This window comes from Aerococcus sanguinicola (assembly GCF_008726925.1).
Classification (GTDB): domain Bacteria; phylum Bacillota; class Bacilli; order Lactobacillales; family Aerococcaceae; genus Aerococcus.
In genome coordinates, this window is the sequence record NZ_VYWO01000001.1 from 229,514 (window position 1) to 244,145 (window position 14,632).

14 protein-coding genes are annotated in these 14,632 nt (G+C 49.1%); 13 read left to right on the plus strand and 1 reads right to left on the minus strand.

Annotated elements, in window-relative coordinates; all coding sequences use genetic code 11:
• Window positions 1-28: 28 nt before the first annotated feature.
• The gene (locus tag F6I03_RS01190) at window positions 29-994 is read right to left on the minus strand and encodes a 2-keto-3-deoxygluconate permease (RefSeq protein ID WP_070430848.1); all 966 of its coding nucleotides are present in this window, start codon (window positions 992-994) and stop codon (window positions 29-31) included.
• Between the two features lie 210 nt (window positions 995-1,204).
• Between F6I03_RS01190 and rpsU the strand changes: the two genes are divergently transcribed.
• The 13 genes from rpsU (at window position 1,205) to F6I03_RS01255 (ending at window position 14,104) form a co-directional block, all read left to right on the plus strand.
• Window positions 1,205-1,378 (plus strand): 30S ribosomal protein S21, encoded by a 174-nt coding sequence (rpsU, locus tag F6I03_RS01195; RefSeq protein WP_150983039.1) that lies wholly within the window; start codon window positions 1,205-1,207, stop codon window positions 1,376-1,378.
• Window positions 1,379-1,408: 30 nt separating this feature from the next.
• Window positions 1,409-1,852, plus strand: coding sequence for a GatB/YqeY domain-containing protein (locus F6I03_RS01200; protein ID WP_070430847.1), 444 nt, complete (start codon window positions 1,409-1,411; stop codon window positions 1,850-1,852).
• A gap of 162 nt (window positions 1,853-2,014) precedes the next feature.
• Window positions 2,015-2,962, plus strand: a complete 948-nt coding sequence (locus tag F6I03_RS01205; RefSeq protein WP_070430846.1) for a PhoH family protein — start codon at window positions 2,015-2,017, stop codon at window positions 2,960-2,962.
• Between the two features lie 27 nt (window positions 2,963-2,989).
• A complete protein-coding gene (ybeY, locus tag F6I03_RS01210) occupies window positions 2,990-3,469 on the plus strand; it encodes an rRNA maturation RNase YbeY (RefSeq protein ID WP_070430845.1) in 480 nt (159 codons plus the stop codon).
• Window positions 3,447-3,836, plus strand: a complete 390-nt coding sequence (locus F6I03_RS01215; protein ID WP_070430844.1) for a diacylglycerol kinase — start codon at window positions 3,447-3,449, stop codon at window positions 3,834-3,836. Before ybeY ends, F6I03_RS01215 begins: the two co-directional genes overlap by 23 nt.
• Before the next feature lie 17 nt (window positions 3,837-3,853).
• The gene (era, locus tag F6I03_RS01220; protein WP_070430843.1) at window positions 3,854-4,771 is read left to right on the plus strand and encodes a GTPase Era; all 918 of its coding nucleotides are present in this window, start codon (window positions 3,854-3,856) and stop codon (window positions 4,769-4,771) included.
• 17 nt (window positions 4,772-4,788) lie between these two features.
• Window positions 4,789-5,559 carry a DNA repair protein RecO gene (gene recO / locus F6I03_RS01225; RefSeq protein WP_070430842.1) on the plus strand — a complete coding sequence of 257 codons (771 nt, stop codon included), beginning with the start codon at window positions 4,789-4,791 and terminating at the stop codon, window positions 5,557-5,559.
• 249 nt (window positions 5,560-5,808) lie between these two features.
• Window positions 5,809-6,735 (plus strand): glycine--tRNA ligase subunit alpha, encoded by a 927-nt coding sequence (gene glyQ / locus F6I03_RS01230; RefSeq protein ID WP_070430841.1) that lies wholly within the window; start codon window positions 5,809-5,811, stop codon window positions 6,733-6,735.
• Window positions 6,728-8,809, plus strand: a complete 2,082-nt coding sequence (gene glyS, locus F6I03_RS01235; protein WP_070430840.1) for a glycine--tRNA ligase subunit beta — start codon at window positions 6,728-6,730, stop codon at window positions 8,807-8,809. The genes glyQ and glyS overlap by 8 nt, the downstream gene beginning before the upstream one ends.
• A gap of 35 nt (window positions 8,810-8,844) precedes the next feature.
• Window positions 8,845-10,182, plus strand: coding sequence for a GTPase ObgE (gene obgE / locus F6I03_RS01240; RefSeq protein WP_070430839.1), 1,338 nt, complete (start codon window positions 8,845-8,847; stop codon window positions 10,180-10,182).
• A 129-nt stretch (window positions 10,183-10,311) separates the two neighbouring features.
• The gene (gene rnz, locus F6I03_RS01245; protein WP_070430838.1) at window positions 10,312-11,238 is read left to right on the plus strand and encodes a ribonuclease Z; all 927 of its coding nucleotides are present in this window, start codon (window positions 10,312-10,314) and stop codon (window positions 11,236-11,238) included.
• Between the two features lie 15 nt (window positions 11,239-11,253).
• Window positions 11,254-13,563, plus strand: a complete 2,310-nt coding sequence (recJ, locus tag F6I03_RS01250; RefSeq protein ID WP_150983040.1) for a single-stranded-DNA-specific exonuclease RecJ — start codon at window positions 11,254-11,256, stop codon at window positions 13,561-13,563.
• Window positions 13,564-13,591: 28 nt separating this feature from the next.
• On the plus strand, window positions 13,592-14,104 hold the full coding sequence (locus F6I03_RS01255; protein WP_070430836.1) for an adenine phosphoribosyltransferase: 513 nt from the start codon (window positions 13,592-13,594) through the stop codon (window positions 14,102-14,104).
• Window positions 14,105-14,632: the final 528 nt, after the last annotated feature.

Below are 14,632 nucleotides of genomic sequence, written 5' to 3' on the forward strand. Positions count from 1 at the left end.
TGACTAGGAGCCTTTTTAACTTGCTCGCTTAAAGATTTTTGCTAGCTTGTGTTTGGTGATGTTGGGCCTGTCCCGGATGACCGAAGAGCCACTTGGCAATGATAGGGGTGAGAATCGAAGAAATCACCACACCAAAGGCAATTTGGGCGGTCGCAGCATCAACATAGGGCTGGTAGGCTGGATTGGTTGCGCCGATAAGAGCGGGAACCGAAACCGACATGCCTGCGATCGTTGACATAGCCAGCGAGGTCACCCCGTCGTCTTTTAAGAGGTAACGTTCGACTAGGACTAAGATAACCACCATCGGGATATAGAAGAGGAGGGTGAGGAGGATGCCTTGCCCTCCTGCCTTGAGGGCATTCACCAGGTTAATATTCGCACCGAAAGCCCAGCCCATGAAGGGGAGGGAGAGGGCAGCACCAGGCTTTAGGAAGTCCGCCAGTTTTTGGTCGGTGTTCCCAATAATAATCCCCAAGACCACTGGAATTAGGGTTGAAATAATCGGCATCCAGTTGATTGGTGTTGCCTGGGACACGCTGAAGACTAACATGGGATAGGCTGGCGTACAGAGGACGGCCAACAAGCCAAAAGCAGCGGAATCACTCTCTGCCCCGTACTCTTCTTCTAAGGCTAAGAAGAGGGAAGGGTTAGTTGAGGCGATGGTCGTGATATAAGCAATCGCGGAAATGCCGAAGATCCCAGCTAAACCGAAGAACTTGAAGAAGAGGAAGCCAAGTAAAACATTAAGAATAATCTTACAAAGGATCAAAATCCCTTCCTTCTTGAGGACCACGCGGATGGTATTGAGCTTAAGTGTGGTACCCGAGCACAAGCAGGCAAAACCGATAATATAGTCCAAGCCTTTAGAGGTGAAGAGGGCCTCGGTTGCCCCACCAATTTCAAAAAGTCCCGGGAAGAAAGTATAAAAAAGAGCGCTGATCAGCATCGGGACGAGAAGTAAGCCGCCCGGCACCTTTTTCATTAATTTAAACATGATTCATCTCTCATTTCTATCACGATATTTTAATTATATTATAGCACATTGCCCTTAAAATAGCCCTCAAACTTCTTGCAAGTATGGGAAGAATGCCGTTTTGAAAAAAACTTCAAGTAAAAATTGACGGCACGGAAGAAAAAAGCTATAATGAACGATGTACATTTTCATAGGGAAAATGACAGGTTGAAACGAGGGGAGGTATTGTTCATGTCAAAAACTGTAGTTCGTAAAAACGAATCTCTTGATGATGCTCTTCGTCGCTTCAAACGCACGGTTTCTAAGTCAGGTACTTTACAAGAAGCACGCAAACGTGAATATTACGAAAAATCATCAGTTCGTCGTAAGAAAAAATCGGAAGCTGCTCGTAAACGTAAATACTAATTTATCTATGAGCTGATAGGAGGCGAATTCATGGCACTTATTGATGCGTTAAATCAAGATATCAAACAAGCCATGAAAGCTAAAGATAAGACAGCTTTATCTGTCTTGAGAATGCTTAAGGGTTCAGTTCAGAATGAAGAAATCAAGGAAGGCGGAACTTTAACTGAGGACCAGGAAATGACCGTGCTTTCTCGTGAGTTGAAGCAACGCAAGGATTCGATTTCGGAATTTCGAGCAGCCGGTCGCGAAGACTTGGCTGAGAAGACTGAAGCTGAACTCGACTATGTTGAGAAGTACTTACCTAAACAATTAAGTCGCGATGAGATTGAAGCAGTGGTTAAGGATCTTATCCAAGATACCAATGCCCAATCCAAGGCTGATTTTGGTAAGGTAATGGGTCAGGCTGTTGCTCGTATGAAAGGGCAAGCTGCTGGATCCGAGATTCAACAAGTCGTCAAAGAATTATTAAAATAATTCCCAAGGCAGGTTAACTGCCAAGAATCAAGCTGGAGCCTGGGGTTCCGGCTTTTTTCTTTTTAAGCCGGTTAAGTCAGGCCGCTTGGTCCAATTTCATTCGTATTTTATCCAGATATTTGGTATACTTTGAAGTAAATAGAAGAAGGAGGCCGTGCACATTTGACAGCAGCAGATGCGACATATACTTACCAGATTGATCATCCAGAAATTGCCCAGCAAATTTTTGGCAGCCAGGACCGTCATTTAGATTTCTTGGAGCGGAGCTTTGAGGCGGAAGTCTTTGCCCGCGGAAATGAGGTGGTGGTCAAGGGGGCGGAAGGCCCACAGATTATTGATTTAATCAAGACCTTAGAAGCCTTACTGCTCAAGGGCCAGGTGCTGGAAGAAGCTGATATCGTGACCGCCATCAAGATGGCGAAGAAGGGGACCCTCTCTTACTTCGTCAACCTCTACGATGAAGCCATCGGGAAAACTTACGACGGTAAGGAGATTCGAGCCAAGTCTGCCGGTCAGAAACGCTATGTCGATGCGGTGAAGAAGCATCCGGTAACTTTCGGGATTGGACCAGCCGGGACTGGAAAGACCTATCTGGCTGTGGTCCTGGCTGTTTCTGCCCTGAGAAAAGGGGAAGTCAAACGTCTTGTTCTAACCCGTCCGGCCGTGGAAGCAGGGGAGAGTCTGGGCTTCTTACCCGGTGACTTGAAAGAGAAGGTTGACCCCTATCTGCGGCCGATCTATGACGCCCTCTATGCAATCTATGGCTTAGAGCAGACCGAGCGGTTGATCGAGCGGGGTGTGATTGAAATTGCCCCCTTAGCCTATATGCGGGGGCGGACCCTGGATGATGCCTTTGTTATCCTGGATGAGGCCCAGAACACGACCATCGCCCAGATGAAGATGTTCCTGACTCGTTTAGGCTTTGGTTCTAAGATGATTGTCAACGGGGACCGGACACAAATCGACCTGCCACGCGGCGTCAAGTCTGGGCTGATCGATGCCCAAAACAAGCTCAAAGACTTGTCCGATATTGCCTTCGTCTCCTTCGATACCTCGGATGTGGTCCGCCACCCAGTTGTGGCTGCCATTATTCAAGCCTATGAAAATTAAGATTAAGTCAAAGAAGCAGGTGACGCCATGTTAACAATTGAATTTACGGATAAAACCCAGGCCCTTAAGCCCGAACATGCCCAAATGGTCCAAGAACTCCTGGCCTATGCCAGTGACTACCTCAATTTAGGCGAGCAAACTGAAATGTCGGTAACTATCGTAGACGATGAGGAGATCCACGAGATCAACAAGACCTACCGGGGAGTGGACCGACCAACCGATGTCATTAGCTTTGCCATTAATGATGAGGTGGCGGATGAATTTGAAATTTTAGAGCTTCCTGAAGGCATGCCCTATGAACTCGGGGACCTCTTTATTTCATTAGACCGGGTCAAAGCCCAGGCTGAGGAATACGGCCATAGCTTTGAACGCGAGCTTGGCTTCCTGACGGTTCACGGCTTCCTCCACCTCAACGGCTATGACCACATGACGGATGATGACGAGAAGGAAATGTTTGCTTTACAAAGAGAGATTCTAGATAATTATGGACTCAAACGATCAGAATAAGGAACAAGTCGGCAAAAACCGGCATTTTCTTGGTGCCCTGGGCCATGCCCATGACGGTTTGCGCTTCGCACTCAAAAATGAGCGGAATTTCCGCTTCCAATTGACCATGGTGCCCTTGCTCGGGGCGGTTGGTCTCTATCTCGGCTTGAGGCCGAGCGAGTGGGCCCTGCTTGCCTTGGCATGTGGTTTGGTCCTCCTAGCTGAACTCTTTAATACCAGTATGGAGTGGCTCTGTGACCTCGTTGTCGGGGACCATTTCCACCCCCTGGTCAAGACCATCAAGGATGTGGCAGCTGGGACCGTTCTTTTGATGACCCTAGTGGCTATTTTTGTTGGATTTGTTATTTTTGGTTCCTATATTCTTTAATAAAGTGAGGAAAAATTTTGAAGGAAAACACACACGATACATTTAAATCAGGCTTTATTGCCATTGTCGGGCGACCCAATGTCGGCAAGTCGACTCTTATGAATCAGATTGTCGGACAGAAAGTAGCGATTATGAGTGACAAGGCTCAGACTACCCGCAATAAGATCCAGGCCATCTATACGAGCCCACATAGCCAGATGATCTTTATTGATACGCCGGGCATCCACAAGCCTAAGAATGAATTGGACGATTACATGCTCCAGAGTGCCTACCAGGCCTTGGATGAAGTCGAAGCCATTTTGATGCTGGTCAGTGCCGATGAGAAGATTGGCCCCGGCGACCGCTTCATTATGGATAAGATTAAGGACCGGGAAAGTCCGGCTTTCCTCATTGTCAACAAGACGGACAAGGTCTCTGGAGAAGAGCTAGCGGCTTATATGGCAGACATTCCCAACCCGCAAGCCTTTGATCAAATTATCCCTCTGTCAGCCCTGGATTCAGGCGAGGTGGAAGGGCTCATTGCCAAGCTGGAAGACCTCTTGCCGGAAGGGCCCCAATACTATCCAGCAGACCAGTTGACGGACCATCCGGAATACTTCGTCGTCAGCGAATTGATCCGGGAGCAGATCTTACTTAAGACCCGGGAAGAAATTCCTCATTCCGTAGCGGTTACTGTCGACAAGATGCAAAAAGATGAACTGGACCGGGTCCATGTCTATGCCAATATTATTGTCGAAAGAAAGTCCCAAAAAGGGATTATCATCGGCAAGGGGGGCAAGATGATTAAGTCGATCGGGACAGGTGCCCGTAAGGAAATTGAAAACTTGCTAGGCTCTAAAGTTTTCTTAGAGCTCTGGGTCAAGGTGGAGAAGAAGTGGCGGGACAAGAAGTCCCTGCTCAAGGAATTTGGCTATAATACCAAACACGATTATTAGAAACTAGAGGGGATTTTGTGCAGGCGGAAAGATTTGCAGGCATTATTTTATTTACACGCAAGCACCGGGAGAAGGACATGTTGGTCAAGATCTTCACCCGGGAATATGGTAAGCGGATGTTTTTCCTGCGTAATATCCAAAGGCCAAAAAATCCTTTGAGAGCCGCTGCCTTCGCTTTTGTTCGCGGCCACTTTATTGGCCAGATTAATGCGTCGGGCCTGAGCTTCCTAAACGATGTACAGGACAGTCACTTTCCCCGCTTGACGACGGAGGATATCAGCGTGAACGCCTATGCCAGCTACATGACGGGCCTCTTGGATGCTGCCTTGGAGGATGGTGAGCTTAATCCCATCCTCTTTGACTTACTCTGGCAAGCCTTGAGCCAAGTTGAAGCGGGCAAGGATCCAGCTGTCGTAGCGAATATCTTTGAACTCCAGCTCCTGCCCCAATTTGGCGTTATGCCCAATCTCAAGGCCTGTGTCTTCTGCGGTCAGGCGGATACGGCCTTGGACTATTCCATGAAGTATGCGGGCTTTTTGTGTCAGCGCCACTTTGATAAGGATCCCCGCCGCTTACATTGGAGTCCGCGGACCGCTTATCTCATCCAGCATCTCAGCCAAGTCGACCTCAGCCGTCTGGGATCGGTCCAGCTCAAGCCCGCCAATAAGCAGGCCTTGCGCGCAGCGATTGATGAGCTCTATGAGGAATATGTGGGCATCCATCTGAAGAGCCGGTCCTTCATTGACCAACTGGAAAAAATGATAAATCCCCTTGACGGTAACAAGTAAAATCGAGTATAGTAAACGTATATATTGCATGCCAAGATAACCGAATAAGGAATTCCCCTTAAGCGAGCCTAGATAGTGAAAGTAGGCAAAAGAATTCTAAGGCAGGTTAGAGCATGCCAGGTTAAAGAGTGCCGGCAAGCTGCCGGAAGTAGGGTGGAACCGCGATTGAATCGTCCCTATGCACTATTTTTTAGTGTATGGGGCTTTTTTGTTTGTTATGATAAATTAAAGAAAAGAGGAGAAAACAAGATGAACCAAGCAGCCAATACCTTACAAGGGATGATTTTAACCTTGCACCAGTTCTGGTCAGAGCAAGGCTGCCTCATTCTGAATGCTTATGATACGGAGAAGGGAGCAGGGACCATGAGTCCTTATACCATTCTGCGAGCCATCGGACCTGAACCATGGAATGCCAGCTATGTGGAACCTTCCCGTCGGCCAGATGATGGGCGCTACGGGGAGAACCCCAACCGCCTCTACCAACACCACCAATACCAAGTGGTGATGAAACCTCATCCCGACAATATCCAAGAGCTCTATATCCAAAGTCTGGAACGCTTGGGCCTTAATGCTAAGGACCATGATATCCGCTTCGTTGAAGATAACTGGGAGAACCCTTCCATGGGCTGTGCCGGTCTAGGCTGGGAAGTATGGATTGATGGGATGGAAATTACCCAATTCACTTATTTCCAACAAGTTGGGGGCTTGGACTGCCACCCAACGACTTGTGAGATTACTTATGGGCTCGAACGTTTGGCCTCCTATATTCAAGGCGTAGATAATGTCTATGACTTGGAATGGGGCGGGGGCGTTCGTTATGGTGAAATCTTTAAACAACCCGAATACGAACATTCTAAGTATACCTTCGAAGAATCAAATTATGAGGAACTCTTTAAGATGTTTAACTTCTATGAAGAAGAAGCCCTTAAACAAATCGACAATAAGTTGGTCCATCCAGCCTATGACTATATCCTGAAATGTTCCCATACCTTTAACCTCTTGGATGCGCGCGGGGTGATCTCGACAACTGACCGTCAGGCCTATCTGAGCCGTATCCGCAACATGGCCCGGCAAGTGGCCAAACAATTTGTCGCTAACCGCAAAGCTCTGGCTTATCCTTTATTGAGCCGGGAAGAAGCGGAAAAACTATTAGAGGAGGACGCAGCTAATGAGTAAGCAACAATATTTATTAGAAGTTGGTCTAGAAGAGATGCCCGCCAAGTATGTGCGTCAAATCAGCCAACAATTCCAAGACCGGGTCGCTAGCTTCTTAACCGACCACCGTTTGACCTATGATGCCATCAAAGCCTTTGCGACTCCTCGTCGCTTCGCAGTCTTAGTGGATGGCCTGGCTGACCAACAGACTGACTTTGTGGAGACCGCTAAGGGGCCCTCTGAAAAGATTGCTAAGGATGACCAAGGCGAATGGACCAAGGCTGCCCAAGGTTTTGCCCGGGGTAAGGGCCTGTCAACAGATGATCTCTATGTCGAAGACGGCTATATCTATGCGGAGATTAAAGAAGCCGGCAAGCCTAGCCAAGAGATCCTGCCTCAAATCAGCCAGTGCATCACGCAGATGACCTTCCCTGTCTCTATGTACTGGTCGACCCACCAGAATTTTAAGTATATCCGTCCCATCCACTGGTTCCTCTCCCTCTTAGATGACCAGGTCCTGCCCTTTGAACTCTTAGGGATTCAAGCAGATCGCTATACGCGCGGACATCGCTTTTTGGGTCATGACCAGCTAGCCATCGACAAGGCTTCTAACTATGAGAAACTTCTCGAGCGAGACTATGTGATCGCTGACCAGGATAAGCGTAAAGAAGTCATTGTCCAACAAATTAAAGACCTAGCGGAAGCTGAAGGCGTTCAAGTGAGCCAAGATGAGGCATTGCTAGAAGAAGTCACTCAGATTGTCGAGTATCCGACAGCCTTCATCGGCAGCTTCGATGACAAGTACCTGGCTCTGCCAGATCCTGTCCTCATTACATCAATGGCTGAACACCAACGTTACTTCTATGTGTCCGACCATGAAGGAAACTTACTGCCTAAATTTGTGGCCGTTCGCAATGGGAATGAAGAAGGCTTGGAGAATGTCCGCCACGGTAATGAAAAAGTCCTGGTGGCCCGCCTAGAAGATGGTCTGTTCTTCGTCGAGGAAGACAAGAAGCAATCGATTGATGACTTTGCTAAGCGGCTTAGCCATGTGACCTTCCACGCCGAAATCGGTAGCATGAAGGAAAAAATGAACCGGGTGAAGCAAATTGCGAAGTTCTTGTACAACCATTGGACCATGGAAAACCTCTTTGCAGACTACTTATCCAGTGATTTTGAACCCTTGATCGAACGGACTGGCGACATTTATAAATTCGACTTGGAAACAAATATTGTCAACGAATTCTCCGAACTCCAAGGGATTATGGGGGAATATTATGCCAGAGAAGCAGGGGAAGCGGAAGAAGTGGCTGTAGCCATCCGCGAACACTACATGCCAATTGCTTCCGATGCAGCACTCGGCCAGTCTGCCTTGGGAATTCTCTTTGCCATAGCCGACAAGCTGGATACCATTATCAGCTTCTTTAAGATTGACCGCATCCCTTCAGGCTCCAATGACCCCTTCGCGCTGCGCCGGCAGATGATCGGGATTGTCCGTCTGCTTGCCGCTGAAGAGCTACCCTTCGATTGGGGGGAAGACCTTGAAGCCATTTTAGAAGCGGTCTATCCGTCTGAAGCTGGCCAAGCTGACTTAGCGGATCAGGTCTATGCCTTCATGCTGGAACGCTTGAAGAACGTGCTTGAATCAGAAGGCTATACTAGAGATATTAGCCAGGCAGTCCTAGGCTCTAGCTGCCAGGACATCAACCAAAAACTCGCAGCTGCCAAGGTTCTGGCTGACCACCACAGTGATGAAGACTTTAAGTCCATTATTGAGTCTTGGAATCGAATCTTAAACCTCAAAGGCAAGATGGAAGAATTTGACATCGACCAAGTGAGCTTATCAGCAGATCTCCTAGAGACGCCAAGTGAAGAGGCCCTCTACCAGGCCGTGGACAGCCTACACTTGGGCGATACACCGGCTGACTACTACCAAGCTTTGGCTGAACTAGCGCCACTTATTGAGCAATTCTTCGAAGACAACATGGTCTTTACTGATGACGAAGCGGTGCGCAATAACCGCCTAGTCCTCTTAGCTAAAATTGGCCAGCCAGTCAAAGTACTTGCCAATACCAAGGAACTCCTAATAAAATAAAAGAAGAAAGTAAAAATAGAGAAAGGAGGCAAAAGATGTCAACTTTTTATGATTATGCCAAAATTTGGGTCAAAGCAGGCAAGGGTGGCGATGGCCTTGTCGCCTTCCTGCGTGAAAAATACCGTCCAGATGGAGGCCCAGCTGGAGGCGATGGCGGCCGGGGCGGCGACATTATTTTCCGCGTGGATGAGGGACTGCGGACCCTGCTCGACTTCCGCTATAACCGCCACTTTAAGGCTAAGCCTGGGCAAAATGGGATGACCAAGGGCCGCTATGGCCGAGGGGCAGAAGACCTCATTGTTGGCGTTCCCCCAGGCACCATCGTCAAAGACTTTGAAACGGGTGAAGTGCTAGCGGATTTGGTCGATGACGGCCAGGAAGCCATTGTTGCCAAGGGCGGTCGCGGTGGCCGGGGCAATATCAAATTTGCCACCCACAATAATCCTGCACCAGAAATTGCTGAAAACGGTGAGCCCGGTCAGGAAAGGACCCTGCAATTAGAACTCCGGGTCTTAGCAGACGCTGGACTGGTAGGCTTCCCGTCAGTGGGCAAGTCAACCATCCTCTCCATTGTCAGTGCTGCTAAACCAAAAATCGGCGACTACCACTTTACAACCCTGTCGCCTAACCTGGGCGTGGTGGACTTATCCGACCAGCGCTCCTTTGTCCTGGCCGACTTACCAGGTCTAATTGAAGGGGCGGCAGAAGGAATTGGACTTGGCTTCCAATTCTTGCGCCATGTGCAAAGGACCAAGGTGATCCTCCATGTTGTGGATATGGGAGGTTTTGAGAACCGTGACCCTTTCGAGGACTATGTGGCAATCAATGAGGAATTGAAGACCTATGATGAAAGCATCTTAGACCGGCCCACCATTATTGTCGCCAATAAAATGGATATTCCTGAAGCAGAACTCTACATTGAGGAATTCCGGGAAAAATTAGCAGCTTACTTTAGCGACCACTTCCCTAATCGCGACCTGCCTGAGATTTTCCCAATTTCAGCTATTAGCCAATCTGGCCTAAAAGACTTGATGGAGGAGACCTATCGCTTGATCCAAGCTGAAGAAGTCCGCCAAGCTCAGATCGAAGCGGAAAAGGCCAAAGAGCCAGAAGAAGCGCATAAGGTCTACCAAATCGAAACCGAAGAGCCTTATTTCAATTTGTCCTATGACCAAGCAGACAAAATGTTTGTCTTATCAGGCGACCGGATTGAGAAAGACTTCCTGATGGCCAACCTTGAATACGACGAGAGTGCCTTGCGTTTTGCACGCAAACTCAAGCACCATGGGGTCGACCAAGCTTTAGTTGAAGCAGGAGCCAAGGCTGGCGATATTGTCCGTATTCGAGATTATGAGTTTGAATTTTTTGATTAAATAAGATCTGATAAATAGTGGGGTAGGGCGATGAGACTTGGTGCTTTGAAAGCAGTTCGGTCCCAGAACCTACCCCTCTTTTATCCTAGTCCTAGGCTGTGCCAAGAGGCATTTAGAAAGGTTTTTGAATTGGAATTACATTTTTTAGGAACAGGAGCTGGTGTGCCGAGTCGTCAACGCAATGTGTCCGCTCTGATGTTGAAGTTGTTGGATGAGATTAATGAGATGTGGCTCTTTGATTGTGGTGAAGCGACCCAGCAACAGATTTTACAAACAACGCTCAAACCAGGTAAGGTTACCAAGGTCTTTATTACCCACCTTCATGGGGACCACCTCTATGGCCTACCGGGCTTTTTGAGTTCAAGGTCCTTCCAAGGCGGGGCCCAGCGCCCATTAACGGTATACGGCCCGAAAGGTTTAAAACAGTATATTTGGACGGCTTTAAAGGTCTCTCAGAGTAAGCTCAACTATCCTTTGAAGATTGTTGAACTGGAAGGGGAGGGCCTGGCTTTTGAAGATGCGGCCTTCAAGGTAAGCTATGGTCCGCTCGACCACGCAGTAGAATGTTTGGGTTATCGGGTAGAACAAGCTGATCAAGAAGGGGAACTCCTCATCGATAAGGCCCGCGAGGCTGGGGTTCCAAATGGCCCGCTCTTAGGCAAGCTCAAACAACGAGAACAGGTTAAGTTAGAAGATGGCCGGGTGCTCGATGGCAATGACTTTGTTGCTGACAAGCAAGCGGGCAAGGTCGTGACGATCTTTGGGGATACCCGGCCTTGTGACCAAGCCTTAAGCCTGGCTCAAGATGCCGATGTCTTAGTCCATGAAGCAACCTATGAAGCGGGAGAAGAGAAGATGGCCCACCGTCACTTTCATTCGACAGCTGCCCAAGCCGCCCAATTGGCTAAAAAAGCGGGCGTCAAGCAGCTTTATTTAACGCATATCTCTTCCCGCTATGTTACAGCACCCCAGATCAAACAATTGGTCCAAGGTGCTCAAAAAATTCATCCGCAAAGCCTCGTTGTTAAAGATTTTGACCAATTTCAAATCAAGTAGAAAGTAGGGAGATACTTGCTTAAAGCAAACTATGACTGGAAAGTAAGCTCTGACCAATTAACAGACCTGGACCAGGAAAATATCGCCCAGCTTAAGGAAGTCTTGGACCTTCCTGACTTGCTGGTTGACTTGCTCTACCAAAGAGGTTTCCAAGATGAAGAGGCCATCAATCACTTCCTAGACGAAGAGCCTATCATCCACGATCCCTTCCTCTTATCCGATATGGACCGGGCAGTGGACCGCTTGATGGCCGCCATTGAAGCCGGGCAAGCCATCTTGGTTTATGGGGACTACGATGCCGATGGGATTACGGCCGCCACCATCTTGGTTGAAGGCTTAGAAAACATGGGCGCTAATGTTCATAGCTATTTGCCAGACCGCTTTGTTGATGGTTATGGGCCCAACAAGGATGTCTATAATTATTATATTAAGCAGGGCATCCAAGTCATCCTGACCTGTGACAATGGGGTCAAGGGGCATGAAGCGATTGCCCATGCCCAAGCCCAAGGCGTGGATGTTATCGTCACAGACCACCATGAAATGGCAGACAGCCTTCCAGACGCCTATGCCATTGTCCATCCCCGCCACCCGGACCAGGCCTATCCCTTCGATGATTTAAGTGGGGCTGGGGTGGCTTTGAAAGTGGTCCAAGCGCTAACCGGAGCGCTCCCCATAGATCTCTTGGACCTCTGTGCCATTGGGACGGTAGCAGACCTTGTCAGCCTGACAGACGAAAACCGTTCGCTAGTTAAATTAGGCCTCCAGCAACTCAAGCAAACCCAGCGCTTGGCCTTTATCCGGCTTTTTGAGAAACTTGAAATCAGCCCCTCGCAAATTGATGAAGAGACGATCGGCTTCAAGATTGCTCCTCGGCTCAACGCTTTGGGTCGCCTATCTGATGCCAATCTCGGCCTCCAACTCTTGATGAGTTTTGACCCAGACGAGGTCGATGAAGGCCTCCAAGAGATGGAAGCCATTAATGACGAGCGGCGGGCCTTAGTCGACCAAATTGAAGCAGAAGCCCGGGCAGAAGTCGACCAGCGCGACCACTTGGACGATATCTTGGTCTGCTGGCAGGATGACTGGCACGAGGGGGTCCTGGGAATTGTGGCCAGCCGCCTGGTGGAACGTTACCAACGCCCTTGCCTGGTCTTAACCCACAAGACAGACCAGGCACTCTACAAGGGATCCGGCCGGTCGGTTCAAGGGGTCAACCTCTTTGATTTACTGAGCCAGCTTGATGACCAGATGCTAGCCTTTGGAGGCCATGCCATGGCAGCCGGCTTGACGATTGGGGAAGCTAAGTTCGCCGACTGGCAGTCTGGTTTACAGGAGCTCGGTGAATCCATCCATGAAATTGTTCAAAGACCCGCCCCCTTAGACCTAGATGGCCGGCTCCAGCCTGCAGCCGTTAACTTGGTGAGTCTGGAGGCCTTACAGGGCTTGAAACCTTTTGGGACAGATAACCCCAAACCTCGCTTCTTGCTCGAAGCCGGCCCTATCAGTCGGATCCAGCAGCTTGGACGGGATAAGCAAACCCTTAAATTAGGCCTAGCCGAAGCAGCTGACCTTAGTCTGATTGGCTTTCGTATGGGCAAATTTGCCCAGCAACTGAGTCTAGGCAACCCCTTAGAAGCAGCGGTCGGACTTTCAATCAATGAGTGGCAGGGTAAGCGGTCGCCCCAGGCTTTTCTGCTCGATATGCGAGTGGATGAAGCAAGTGTGATTGATCTCCGCCAGGCCCGGGCACGAGAAGAAGTCTTTGCTGTGGAGGAGGCCTACTACCTCTTCCAAGAGGCCAAATACTTGGCCGCCTACCAAGATCAAATTCCAAGCTCGAGCCGGGGGATCTTAGTGGACGAACTGGACCAGGACTTAGGGGAGGGCTACCAGCAGGCAGTTCTTTTTGACTGCCCCCAGGACTTAGAAGCAATCCGTCGCTTTGTCCAAGAGCGAGGAATTAAGAACCTCTATTTATTTGCCTATTCGCCTAAGCAGGTCTACCTCAATGGCCTGCCTCAGCGCGAAGACTTTGAGCGTTACTATCGCTACCTCTTAGGCCACCCCCAATTGCCACTCAAGGGACAAGCAGGCGTCCTAGCAAGCTATCTTAAACTAGCTGAAGGCCAGCTGGTCTTGATGACGGATATCCTAGAAGAAGCGGGGCTGGTTGCCTGGCAAGGGGATATGCTCCATATCTTGCCCGTCCAAGGCAAGGTAGACTTAAAAGCCTATTTAACTAAGTATGAGCAAGTATTAAACAGTGAGCAAGTTTTGCTTTATAATGATATTGAGTCAATTAGGAACTACTTTTTTGCGTCTTAGACAAACAGCGCAAGATAAGGAGGAAAACATGAATTTTGAAGATTATATTGCGAGTATCGAGAACTATCCGGAAGAGGGAGTTACCTTCCGCGATATTACTCCGCTGATGGCTGATGGGGAAGCCTTCCATGCGGCCATTGACCAGATTGTCCAGTTCGCTAAGGATAAGGAAGTCGATATGATTGTGGGGCCGGAAGCACGGGGCTTTATTGTAGGCTGTCCTGTGGCCTACCAACTCGGCATTGGCTTTGCCCCTGCTCGGAAGAAGGGAAAACTCCCGCGTGAGATTATTAGCGTCGATTATGGCTTAGAATACGGGGAAAATACCCTCCAACTCCACCAAGACGCAGTCAAAGCAGGCCAACGAGTACTCATCGTGGATGATCTTCTGGCAACTGGAGGAACAATCCAAGCCACGACCCAATTAGTTGAAAAACTAGGAGGCGAAGTAGTCGGTGCTGCCTTCATCATTGAACTCGAAGCACTCAAGGGCCGGGAAAAAATCCCAAACCTCGACATATTCAAAATCCTAACTTATTAAACAAGGGTGAGAAGGCTAGCGGGAGAAATAGACCTCTGGAGCAAAGATCCAGAGAAGACAGAAAGTCTTCGGCGGAGCTTTGTGAAGAGGAACTATTTCTGCTAGCCCGAACCCGACTAAAGGGTGAGAGCAGAGGTGGTTAGAAAGGGATGACTGGAGGCAAAGCGGATAAGAGCGGCTGTAAGCCGATCGTTCCACTTTGCTGAAGTCACTCCCTTTCTGCCTCTGCGAACCCGACTAAACAAGGGTGAGAGCAGAGGCGGTTAGCTTTGGAAGCTTGGAGTAAGTTGGAATAAGGGCAAGCCATGCTTGCACGTTTCCAACTTGCGAAAGCTCTCCAAAGCTGCTCTTGCGAACCCGACTAAAGGGTGAGAGCAGAGGCGGTTAGAAGCTTACCACTGGAGCACGAACGAAAAAGGGCAAGCCCAGCTTGCACGTTTCGATCGTGTGAAGTGGAGAAGCTTCTGCCTCTGTGAACCCGACTAGATCAGGGTGAGAGGGCGTGCGTTTAGAAGTGGACTCTTGTGA